This is a genomic window from Pirellulales bacterium (genome assembly GCA_035546535.1).
In the GTDB taxonomy this organism is placed as follows: Bacteria; Planctomycetota; Planctomycetia; order Pirellulales; family JACPPG01; genus JACPPG01.
On the sequence record DASZWQ010000057.1, the window covers coordinates 23,043 to 34,584 of the forward strand.

8 protein-coding genes are annotated in these 11,542 nt (G+C 61.3%); 4 read left to right on the forward strand and 4 right to left on the reverse strand.

Going from position 1 to position 11,542, the window contains the following annotated elements:
• Positions 1-104 precede the first annotated feature (104 nt).
• Both VHD36_07395 and VHD36_07400 read left to right on the forward strand, forming a co-directional pair.
• Positions 105-599, forward strand: a complete 495-nt coding sequence (locus VHD36_07395; GenBank protein HVU87128.1) for a hypothetical protein — start codon at positions 105-107, stop codon at positions 597-599.
• Positions 600-735: 136 nt separating this feature from the next.
• Positions 736-2,130 carry a DUF1501 domain-containing protein gene (locus VHD36_07400; GenBank protein HVU87129.1) on the forward strand — a complete coding sequence of 465 codons (1,395 nt, stop codon included), beginning with the start codon at positions 736-738 and terminating at the stop codon, positions 2,128-2,130.
• 131 nt (positions 2,131-2,261) lie between these two features.
• Here the strand turns inward: VHD36_07400 and VHD36_07405 are convergent, their stop codons facing one another.
• From VHD36_07405 to VHD36_07420, 4 genes are all read right to left on the reverse strand, one after another.
• Positions 2,262-5,459, reverse strand: coding sequence for an efflux RND transporter permease subunit (locus tag VHD36_07405; GenBank protein HVU87130.1), 3,198 nt, complete (start codon positions 5,457-5,459; stop codon positions 2,262-2,264).
• Positions 5,460-6,534: 1,075 nt separating this feature from the next.
• The gene (locus VHD36_07410; GenBank protein HVU87131.1) at positions 6,535-7,062 is read right to left on the reverse strand and encodes a PaaI family thioesterase; all 528 of its coding nucleotides are present in this window, start codon (positions 7,060-7,062) and stop codon (positions 6,535-6,537) included.
• A 115-nt stretch (positions 7,063-7,177) separates the two neighbouring features.
• A complete protein-coding gene (locus tag VHD36_07415; protein HVU87132.1) occupies positions 7,178-9,214 on the reverse strand; it encodes a hypothetical protein in 2,037 nt (678 codons plus the stop codon).
• 97 nt (positions 9,215-9,311) lie between these two features.
• Entirely contained in the window at positions 9,312-10,175 is an 864-nt protein-coding gene (locus VHD36_07420) for a hypothetical protein (protein HVU87133.1), read from the reverse strand.
• 328 nt (positions 10,176-10,503) lie between these two features.
• Here VHD36_07420 and VHD36_07425 point away from each other — a divergent pair, with 328 nt between their 5' ends.
• Positions 10,504-10,833, forward strand: coding sequence for a metalloregulator ArsR/SmtB family transcription factor (locus VHD36_07425; protein ID HVU87134.1), 330 nt, complete (start codon positions 10,504-10,506; stop codon positions 10,831-10,833).
• Positions 10,833-11,513, forward strand: coding sequence for an SdpI family protein (locus VHD36_07430; GenBank protein ID HVU87135.1), 681 nt, complete (start codon positions 10,833-10,835; stop codon positions 11,511-11,513). Before VHD36_07425 ends, VHD36_07430 begins: the two co-directional genes overlap by 1 nt.
• The last annotated feature ends 29 nt before the right edge of the window (positions 11,514-11,542 follow it).

An 11,542-nucleotide genomic window follows, 5' to 3' on the forward strand; every position in this document is an offset into this window, starting at 1 on the left:
GCACCACGGAGGCACGGAGACACGGAGGGAAGGCGAGAAGAACTGCAGAATGATGAGCCGGAGAAACGCTTAGCGATGAGTGCTGAGTTATGAACGAGCCTTGCATGTCCCCAACCCCACACATCCGTGGAAGATCGTTCGGAACTGAACTGGCCCTTTCCGCGGCACTTCTTATTGGCGCTTATGGGTGCGGAGAATATCGCGAAACTCCGCCCCCAACGGCCACTAAAGCAGTTCGCCTCAGGAGTCAATGGCCCGGCCGGATCATCGAACTTGTCGATGACGCGGGACGCAACGGCATCGATCTGAAAAGCGCAACGGTTTATCAATACATCACCGACGAGTACTATTTTGAATCTGTGGACGTTCCCGGACTTCTCGATTTTCTAAATGACCGCTGGAGCTTGCGACAAATCGGCGCCGACGAGTGGGCTGCAAACAGAATTCGGCAGCGCGCTCCCGTCGGGCTAATAGGCGAATCCGACTGGACGTATTACGTCTCAGACCGCTATGCGCCGGGGCAGAAGGGCGATTCGTTCATCCTTGCCGTTGACGATCGTAAAGGAAAAATTGTCCTTAGGTACTATTACAACTTTTGATCGTCTGCGAAGGCGTAGCGATCCTTATAGCAACAATGAGTTACTCCCGTTCGTCACTCATCACTTCGCACTCATCGTTTGTTTCCTCCGTGTCTCCGTGCCTCCGTGGTGAAATGTATTTAACGGACAGTCAGCCATGCAAAACCACTTCCACCTGAACCGTCGAGCATTTCTTGGTCGTTACGCGGGCGCGCTCGGCAGCCTGGCGCTGGCCGAGATGCTTGCCGCGCCGCGCGTCGCGCGTGCGTCATCGACGGCGCTAGCAAACGCCGGCAAGGCCAAGGCTGTCATCTGCTTGTTTCAGCATGGCGGGCCGAGCCAGATGGACCTGTTCGACGAGAAGCCGGAGCTGACACGCCATGACGGTCAGCCCTATCCGGGCGAGCTCGAAGTTCACTTTCATGAGCAAAAGGGGAACCTGCTCGCGTCGCCCTTCAAGTTCGCGCCGGCGGGCCAGTGCGGCATGCCGCTCTCGGAGATTCTGCCGCACACGGCCGGCGTGGCCGACGAGCTGACGTTGGTCCGCTCGATGACCACCGAAAGTGTCGATCACGAGGCGGCGCTGCGGCTGATCCACAACGGCAAGATCATGCCCGACCGGCCGGTGCTCGGCTCCTGGGTCGCGTACGCGCTGGGCACCGAAAACCGCGATCTGCCGTCGTACGTCGTGCTCTCCGATCCCGGTGGATTGCCGGTCGACGGCATCCGCAATTGGCAAAGCGGCTGGCTGCCGGCGCTGTATCAAGGCACTCCGTTCCGCGCGAAGGGATCGCCCGTTTTGCACCTGGAATCGCCGTCGGGCGTGACGGCCGCGGCGCGGCGCGAAGAGCTGACGTTCCTCAACGCGCTCAATCGGGCGCACCAGGCCCGGCATCCCGGCTATACGGAGCTCCAGGCGCGGATCGCGAACTTCGAAACCGCCGCCCGCATGCAAACGGCCGTGCCCGAGATCCTGGACCTGTCGCGCGAGAGCGAGGCCACGCGGCGGATGTACGGCCTCGACAATCCGGCCACGGCCGAATACGCCGGCCGGTGTCTCTTGGCCCGCCGCCTGGTCGAACAGGGCGTCCGCTTCGTGCAGGTCTTCATGAGCGGGCAGCCGTGGGACACGCACTCGAAGAACTCGGACAATCTGCGCGGCCTGTGTGCCCGAACGGATCAACCGTCGGCGGCGCTCGTGGCCGATCTGAAGCAGCGCGGCCTGTTGGATTCGACGATCGTGCTGTGGACGGGCGAGTTCGGCCGGCTGCCCATTTCGCAAAAGGCCGACGGCCGCGACCACAACCGCCACGCCTTCAGCCTGTGGCTGGCCGGCGGCGGCTTCAAGCGCGGTTATGTACACGGCGCGACCGACGACTTCGGCTACAAGTCGGTGACCGACGTCGTAAACGTCCACGACCTGCACGCGACGATCCTGGCGGCCCTCGGCCTGGACCACGCCGAGCTGACTTTTCCCCACGACGGCCGCGCCGACAGCCTGACCGATCACGAAGTGACGAAGGCCCGCGTGGTGCGCGAACTGCTGGCGTGAGCGAATGAGTCGGCAGAGGGCCGCCGGCAGTAAATGACGAATGTCGCAATGCAATTGTCCGAAACGCCGGGCGAGCGCGGCGGCTAATAGTCACTGCCGGCAGCCCACTGCCCACTCCCTTCCCGCTACCCTCACGCCGCTTCGTCAGGATAGATCGGCATTCCGGGTCCTTGGTGTCCGACCATCTCGCTCAGCGGCGTGCCGCTTTCGTCTTGCAGCAGCTTGCGATCGCCGGACAACCTGGCGAACACGTAGTACAGACCGGGAATGAGCAACACGCCGATGATCGTGCCCAACAGCATGCCGCCGACGGCGGTGGTGCCAATCGTGCGGTTTCCGATGGCCCCGGGGCCGTTGGCGCGGACGAGCGGAATCAAGCCGGCGATGAAGGCGAAGGAGGTCATCATAATGGGCCGGAAGCGCAGTTTTCCGCCTTCGATGGCCGCGTCCTTGATGTTTACTCCCTCGTGGTGCCGTTGCACTGCGAATTCAACGATGAGAATCGCGTTCTTGCCCAGCAGACCGACGAGCATGACCAGACCGATCTGGGCGTAGACGTCGTTGGCCAGGCCCATGACTCGCAGGAACAGGAAGGATCCGAAGACGCCGACGGGCAGCGACATGATCACGGCCAGCGGCAGGATGAAGCTCTCGTACTGCCCGACCAACACCAGGTAGACAAAGCCGACCACGATCAAGAAGATGTAGATCGCCAGGTTCCCCTTTCCCGCTTCGTCATAAGCGAGGGCTTCCCAGCCGATGCCGTAGCCCGGGGGCAGCGTGTCGGCGGCGACCTCGCGGATCGCCTTGATGGCCTGGCCGGTGCTGTAGCCGGGCGCCGGCGAAAGCTGAATGGGAGCGGCCGGATACAGATTATAGCGGTCGACTTCGTTCAGACTCTGCTGCTTCTTGAGCGTCATGAACGAGGAGTAAGGGACCATGTCTCCCTTATCGTTCTTGACGAACATGTTCTCGAAATCCTCGGGATACCGGCGAAACTCGGGCAAGGCCTGGACAAAGACCTTGTAAAACTGGTTGAAGCGGATGAAGCCCTGCTCCCACGTGCTGCCGACCACGATGGACAGGTTGTCCATCGCGTCTTTGATCGTCACACCCTTCTGCATCGCCACGTCGTTGTTGATGATCAGTTCATATTGCGGATAGTTATTGGCAAAAAACGTGAAGATGCTCGTCAGCTCGGGCCGTTCCTTCAAGGCGCCCAGGAACTTTTCTGCCTCTTCTCCGAGGCGCTTGTAGTTCATCGTGTTGGTCTTGTCCAAAAGACGGAACGAAACGCCGCCGGCCGCCCCAAAGCCCGGCACCGCGGGCGGCTCGAAGAACTCGAGCTTCACGTTCGACATCTTGCGGCATTTATGCTCGAGTTCCTGAATGATCTGCTTCGAAGACATGCGGCGCTCGGACCAGTTCTTCAAATTGATCAGACAGGTCCCCGCGTTCGATCCGCGCCCCTCGGTCAGAACTTCGTATCCGGCCAAGGCTGAGACCGAGTTGACGCCCTCGATCGATTTCGCGATGGCCTGCAAGTCGCGCGATTTGGCGTTGGTGTACTCCAGCGTCGAGCCTGGCGGCGTCTGTAGAACCCCGTAAATCATTCCCTGGTCTTCCAACGGGATAAACCCGGAGGGCAGCCCCCGGTTTACCAGGAAAATACCGATGCTGAAGCTGCCGATGACCACCATCGTCAGCATGCGGCGGGTAACGATGGGGCGCAAAAAGGCCGCATAACCGCCGGTAACTTTCTCCACGCCACGGTCAAACAGATACAGGAAGTAGGCCAGCGGCCCACGCTTTCGCGCGCCCGTGTGCGGCTTGAGGATCATCGCGCACAAGACGGGCGTTAGCGTCAGGGCCACGATACCCGAGAGAACGATGCTCGTGGCCATGGTGATGCCGAACTGGCGGTAGAACGTGCCCACCGGACCGGTCATGAAGGTGACGGGCACGAACACGGCGGTCATCACCAGCGTAATGGCAATGATCGCTCCGCTGATTTCATTGATGACTTCCCTGGTGGCCCGATAGGGCGACAGGTGTTTGTCGTGCATCTTGGCGTGTACGGCTTCGACAACCACGATCGCGTCGTCGACGACGATACCGATGGCCAACACCAGGGCGAACAGCGTGATCAGGTTGATCGACAGGCCCAGCAACTGCATGAAGAAGAAGGTCCCGATCAGCGATACCGGAACCGCCAGGGTCGGAATCAGCGTGGAACGCCAATCGCCGAGGAATAGAAAGACCACCAGAGAGACCAGCACGAAGGCCTCGAACAGAGTGTGGTACACCTGGTGGATCGAAGCCTCGAGGAACGTAGACACATCATAGCTGACCTCATAGGTCATGCCCGCGGGAAACGAACTCTCCTTGATGCGCTCGAGCGTTTTCTTGACCTCCTCGATCACGGCCGCGGCGTTGGTGCCGGGGATTTGCTTCAACACGATGGCCGCCGAGGGATGGCCGTCGATGTTCGAGTAGATGTTGTAATAGGCAGGCCCCAGTTCGATTTCTGCCACGTCCCTGAGGCGCAGTACCTCGCCATCAGGGTTCGCTCTCAAAATGATGTCTTCATACTGCTCCGGCTTGTTGTAGCGGCCCACCCACGTCAGCACGTACTCGATGGTTTGCGACGTTCGGCCCGTCGCCTGGCCAAGTCGTCCAGGCGAGCCGATCATGCTCTGCCTGCCGACCGCCTTCATGACGTCGTCGGAGCCCACGTTGTAGGCCCGCATTCGATCGAGATTCAGCCACACCCGCACCGCATAGGCACGGCTACCAAGGATATTGGCGCTGCCGATGCCCCGCACCCGTTTGACCTCGGGCACGACGTTGACAAACGCGTAGTTGTAAAGGAAATCCTGGTTGTGGCTGGGATCCGTGCTGTAGACGTTCAAATACATCAGCATGCTCGTCATGGACTGGAGGACGACGATACCCTCCAGTTCCACGATGGGCGGAAGCCTTTGCTTCACGGTTTGGATGCGGTTCTGCACATTCAAGACGCCGACGTTCGGGTCCGTGCCGGGTTCGAAGACGACCAGGATCGTCGCCTCGCCGGCGCTGGTACCGGCCGAGATCAAATAGCGCATGTCCGGTACGCCGTTGATCGCCTGCTCCAAAATGACCAGGACCGAATCGACCAGAACGATGGCGCTAGCGCCGGGGAAAGCGACCGTGACCACGACGCTCGGCGGCGCGACGTTAGGGAATTGCGAGATGGGCAGCGTCTTGATCGACAATCCGCCCAGGAAGAGGATGATGATCGAGATAACGATCGCCAACGCCGGTCTATGGAGAAATCTTGAAAACATCGTCCGCCCAACGTGTCTTCGAACGTATGGTAAGTCTGCCGGCCAGATCGCTCTGGAAAGCAGACATGCGCGCTCAACGCTTCCGAGTTCCTACGGCCTGCCCACCGCAGCCGCGCTCCCGCGCGGGACTCTCTATTGCATATGGCTGCCGGTGTACGGGTTGAAATGGAAACTCGGCTGCGACGCCGCATGGCGAGTCGACGGACTCACACCGTATGACGAAAGCGACTGATCGAGCCGCGGATAAGCCAATGGGTAAGCATGGCGGACGGACGCCACGGCGGGCGGCTTGCCCGGCGCCTGGGCCTGCGCGCCCCTCGGGTCAGGCGAGCGCGCGGAGGGAGCCATCCGTAGCGCAGCCACTGCGCAAAAAAGGGCATGCACCATCGCGCCCCCCCAAGAACTTCCCCCGAGCGCGCACCCTGCGCTCTGAATTGCCCAAAAAAGGAATCCCCCCCGGGCTTCCCTACGTGCGCCTGCCGGCACGCGTTATCAGTATACGTCGCGGGACCAATACATGCACTACCGCTTGCAAAAAAGTCGCCCGTGGGCGGTAGACCAAGGGAGGCCCGCAGCGACCAGCCGCCAATGAGCTGCGATCATTTAGCCGGGCAAGCCCGGCGGGCGTTACGCGGTTGTAAGCAAAGGGCCAATGTCGAACTGCAAATGTCGAAAGACACAAGTCGGCGGTCGGCAGTAGGCAGCCGACTTCGCGCTCCTCACTCCGCGTTCAGCGCTTCACTGGTGGACAAGCCACCAGTGGCACACGCGAGACGCCTGTGGCGAGCGTCGACGCCAAAAGCCCCGCAGGGGCGATATCGTGTAGCCGTGGGTGCCAATCCACGGTTAGCGGCGAAACGAAACGTCGAAAGCCCTGAAGGGGCGACATAGGACAATTGTTCGACCCTCGCAATCTCGATATCGCCCCTGCGGGGCTGAATCGGATGTACCCACCAAATCGAATGCAGGATGATGAACGAACAGCGAGGACGCCGAAGCGGGCGAGAGCCCATTCATCATTTTGCCTTCTGCCTTCTCCTGCCCGTTCATTACTCATCGATCAGCGATCCGCGCTTCAGTAATATCCAATCTCCGGCGTGAGCTGGATGCGGCTGCGGGTGAAGGTGCCGCTGCCGCGGCCGATCTCCTTGCCGTCGCTGTCGCAGACCACGCTTTCGGCCACGAAGAAGCTGCGGGCCGCGTGGACCACGTGCCCCCGGGCGTGCATCGCGCCGTCCGAAATCGGGCCGGTCAGATAGGTCGTGAACGTGACGGTTAGAACAAACACGTCTTCGACCAGCGAATTGACGGCGAAGAATGCGGCGTCGTCGAGCGCCTTGAAATAGACCGAGCCGTGCGCCCCGCCGCCGCTGTGATAAAAACGCCGGTCGATCGGAATCACAAGCTCCGCCGCGCCGTGCGCGATCGACAGCCGCGGAGCGTAAAAGTCGTTGCCTGGCGCCCGGACGTACATCCGTTCGAGCTTTCGAAAATGTTCTTCGTGCGACATGGGGAAGTGTGGGTGAATCGTGCCTGACGCTAATGCTGATTCGTGCAACGACGTATCAGCGTACCAGCGCGCCGTACCGATGGGTAATTGCACCTTCTGTAGCCGGGGTCTCTGACCCCGGAAGCGATACCAAAAGACCCGGCCTCATAGAGGCCGGCTGCAGAAGAAGGCGATGGCGCGCATTTATCGAAGTAGGTAACGGCCGCAGTCACCCGATCAAAATCCTCGGCTGCCGCTCCTCGGCCGGCTTGGCTTTGCGCACCAGTTCGCGCACCATCCACGGGACGTTTCCCTCGCCCAGCAGCAGGAAGTTCAAGTTCGCGGCCAGCGGCGGCTCGTTCGACCAGCCGAAGATGATCTCCGGCGGTTCGCCGTCGTCGCGACACAGTTCCAGGCAGATCGACGCCAGCACGTGGGCTACGCTCACGCACCGCGACACGCGAATCACTTCCAGCCCTTCTTCGCGCTCGATCTTCATGAGCGGGCTTTGATAGAAATTGCTCGGGTCACCCAGGAACACCTCGACGAAAATGATCGGTATGGCCGGGTCGAGGCGGTAGTCGCGATGCAGTTCAAGGCTCTTTTGCGTGAGCGAGATCAAGCCTGGTCGATGCGGCGCGAGCACTTTCGGACCCGATCGGCACAGTTGATTCCAGCGCCCGCGCGTCTCTTCGTCGGCGAACTCAAAACCTTCGAACCGCGGCTCGGTGCTGCGAATCCAGCGGGAAATGATCGAGCTGCCGAGAATCCCTACGACGAACGACAGGGCAATGGCCAGGCCCGACTGATTGATCGCCACGGTGAGCCCCGTCATCACGAGAAAGAACCCGCCCGCCAACGCGAACAAGGCCAAGAGCGGCAGCCGCGCGGACCGGGTCCAATCGCGCATGCCCAGATCCTTGGCGGCAGCCAGCGCCGCGCCGGCCAACAACACCAGCACCGACGTGGCGTAGGCCCATTGTTGCGACGAGGGACTGGCGCGGAACACAACCGTGACCAGAAGGACGATCGCGTTCAGCACGAGCAAGATCACGCCCAACCGTCCGGCCCAACTGACTTCCATGCCCAGCCGGTTCAGGTAATGCGGCAACATGTTTTGCAGCCCCATGGTCACCGTAGCGCCGGCGAGGCAGAGGATGATCGCGGTGGAAAGGTCGAACAAATCGCCGAAGCGATGGTCGAACATCGGATTGAGCGCGGCGCCGGTCGCCAACGGCGAGCCGTGGGCGATGTAAGCGAGAGCCCGGTTCTCGGCCGCGCCGCCATGCTCCAACTGTGAAAAGGGAACAAACCACGTCGTCACCGCCACGGCGCTGACCAGGTACACGGCCATGATCGAGGCGGCGATGAGCATCAGCTTGCGCGTGTGGCGCACGCGCCGCGCGATGCGTTCCTCTTCGGTGCCCACGCCCCCGCTCACTTGCGGCACGACCGAGAGAATCATTTCAAAGCCGCTGAGGCCCAGCGCCATCTGCGGAAACGTCCACAAGAGCATGCTCAGCCACGGCCAGAGCCAGGTAAACGACGCGCCTTCACCGGCGACAAAGTCCTGGGGCACGACTTCAAAGATCTCGGCCGTCCAGTTTTGCCAGATGTCGGGGTGTCGCGCGACCTCCGCCAGGGCGCTACCAATCACGACCGAGATTAACAGCATATACCCGACCACGGCCGCGGCCGTGACCAGCAGAATCCGCCGCGTCAGGCCGTGCTTGAGCAACTGCCAGGCGGCAAACGAGACGATCGACAGCCCCAGCGTGATCGCGACCTGCGGCTGAATCAGGCGGACGAGCAACCGTTCCAACGGCGGCCACCAGATGTGGTCGTCGATGCGCAAGCCCGCTGGCAATCGCGCGAGTAAACGCTGCCCGTGTGGATTGTTGAGCAAGTGGACCGTGGCGTCGGCGACCGACAAGCTGCGGGTGATGACGAAGTCGCCCGCGGCAAAGCCCAACAGAGTCAGCACGACGATCTTGCCGCGCCAGCCGGGAATCAGATCCTCGAGCACGCCGGTGGCGCCGCGTCCGTCGGGCGCGCGACCGACGATGTACCAATAGACCGGCAACGCCAGCACGAACGTGATCAACACCACGCCGGCGGCCGCGATCGGCGCCCACGGGCCGGCTGCCTGCACGGCCATCGACGGCAGGTAGGCCAGCGTGCTGAAATAGTCGACGCCCACCAGGCACAGGACAAGCGGCCAGGGGTTCGACGCGTGGTTCGAGCCGTGGCGGGAATTCTCGGACATAGTGATGCACAGAATCGCGCGTCGGATCAGGCTGGTGCCGCCGTGCAGCGATCGCGCCTCAAGGCGCGAGCAATCGCCGCATAAATGCCACGGCTCGCTACGACGAATGCGCCTTGCCCTCATCGTCGTCGTTGGTTTCCATCACCGCACGCTGGTGCAGGATGCGATCGAGATCGTTCCAGAGAAAGAAGAGACCCAGGATGTTGTCCCACCGCTTGATGACGTTCTGGTGATTGTCGACGGCCAACAGATCGCCGCCGCCGAAGGTGAGGATCGTCTCCAGCACGTCGCGGTATTTGGTGCGGAAGCGCAAGCCCGTGCGGTCCGTCAGCTCGCTTCCTTCGCCGAAGTGGAACTCGCCGATTTCGTTGGCCGTGAATCGTTTCCGACCGTTGAGCGCCATGTGCAACAGCGACCCGATCCAGGGAAGCAGCAGCAGCCAGCTCAGCACCGTGGCGGTGCCGGGATCGAATTTCGGCTGCAGATCGGCCAGGTAGTCGAAGACCGTGCTGAGGATCATCACGTTCTTGATGTCCTCGATATATTTCGAAGTCAGCCAGATCAGGCCGAAGATCAGCACCCACAGCGCCAGCTTGCGCGTGCTGAAGTCGTACAACAACGTCACCATGAAATACAGCAGCACCCACACATAGAGCCAGCCGAAAAAGCCGGTCCACTGCGGTTCGCGCGTGACGATCGAGGCCGACACGAACCCCACGACGATCAGCAACCACAAGAAGAAGCTCGGGTGTGCGGAATAAACCGTGACCTCTTCCAGGTTGGTGCGCCGACCGCGCACCACGACCAAGGGGAGCGTGATCATGAATTTCGCGAACTGCCAAATCGCCTTCGCGGCCTGCCGCACGACGTGCCGCCGCGGTTCGCCGCTGTGTGGTTCCGGCTCATCACCGAACCGTGTGCCCCGATTGCCGCTATCCACATCCGTTGAGGACCTGGCCATTTGCAATCTCCTCGCCTGACGATTGTTTCCGCACGTAAATTTTAAAGCATGCGGCCGCGGTTGCGTAGCCGCGATGGATGTCAAAGCGTGTCGCGGTGGGTTCACATGAACGCTGTTCGGCTGCGCATACGTAGTTAGCATTCGCTTGCGCCGAGCGGTTCTTTCGTTTTTCCCCACCTGGGGCCCCTGGCTATCGCTGCGCGCCCTTCTCCGAACGGGTGATTGCCAAAGGTTTATCGCTCGGGCGGATTGACAGGAGTCGCCGCGATGGGCATGATTTCAATATCCGTTGAAATACTGAAATATCAACCGCCGTGGTCGCACTCGTATGAAAGGCGTCTTCAAAGCCCTGGCCGATCCGACGCGCCGCGACATACTCTCGGCGCTCGCTGCCGGTCCGCGCAATGCGGGCGAACTCGCGGATCGGCTCGGCATGGCCCCCAATGCCCTCAGTTTTCATCTGAATGTGCTGAAAGCCGCCGATCTGATCAGTGACGAACGGCAAGGGCAGTTCGTCGTCTACACGCTCAATACCAGCGTCGTCGAAGACCTGCTGCACTTTATCTCCGAGCGATTTTTTCCCGCATCGCACCCCGCCCGCGGAATCAAGGCCACGCGCGCCACGGGCAAACCGCGCCTGCGCAGAGGGACAAGCTGATGATTACGCGCAACCAGGGAATCGTGCTGGGCCTGTTGTGGCTCGGCGATTGGGCGCTGGGCTTCTGGGCGATCGCCACGTCGCCCGACCGCGTGCCGGTACACTGGAATTGGAAGGGAGAGGTCGATCGCTACGGGTCCCCTTGGGAACTCGGCATCCTGGCACCGCTCTTGTTCACGATCACGCTTGCGGTGCTACCCTCCCTGCCATACCTAAGCTCGCAGTCAGGGGCGCTCAAGCGATCAGGCCCCATGTACGGACGGATGATCATCATCTTTGCGATCACGATCATCGCCATGAATGCCGCGATGATCTGTTTGGGCGGTAACCACCCGTCTTATCTTTTGCGAATGGTGTTAGTGACGTTGGCTATGATGCTATTGATCGTTGGCAATTGGATGGGAAAGATCCGTCGCAACTCCGTGATGGGCATTCGCACCCCCTGGACCTTGAAGAGCGATTACGTCTGGGAACGAACACACCGCCTCGGCGGGCGCTTGCAGGTCGCCCACGGCATTTCGGTATTGCTGGCGGCGTTTCTGCTTCCTGTCTGGGCAGGAATTGTCGTTCTCATGGGAGGTTTGCTGCTGCTATGCGCGTGGGCAATGTTCTATTCCCGTTCGTTAGCGCGGGGAGAGTCCCGCGACCATGACCAGTCGCAGCCGGTCGTCGTGCCCTAAGCCGCGCGCGCCACTTTGGGAAAATCGGT

Coding starts and splice junctions, on each gene's coding strand:
- VHD36_07395 (HVU87128.1), top strand. CDS start 105: ATGTCCCCAACCCCACACATCCGTGGAAGATCGTTCGGAACTGAACTG.
- VHD36_07400 (HVU87129.1), top strand. CDS start 736: ATGCAAAACCACTTCCACCTGAACCGTCGAGCATTTCTTGGTCGTTAC.
- VHD36_07405 (HVU87130.1), bottom strand. CDS start 5,459: ATGTTTTCAAGATTTCTCCATAGACCGGCGTTGGCGATCGTTATCTCG.
- VHD36_07415 (HVU87132.1), bottom strand. CDS start 9,214: ATGTCCGAGAATTCCCGCCACGGCTCGAACCACGCGTCGAACCCCTGG.
- VHD36_07420 (HVU87133.1), bottom strand. CDS start 10,175: ATGGCCAGGTCCTCAACGGATGTGGATAGCGGCAATCGGGGCACACGG.
- VHD36_07425 (HVU87134.1), top strand. CDS start 10,504: ATGAAAGGCGTCTTCAAAGCCCTGGCCGATCCGACGCGCCGCGACATA.
- VHD36_07430 (HVU87135.1), top strand. CDS start 10,833: ATGATTACGCGCAACCAGGGAATCGTGCTGGGCCTGTTGTGGCTCGGC.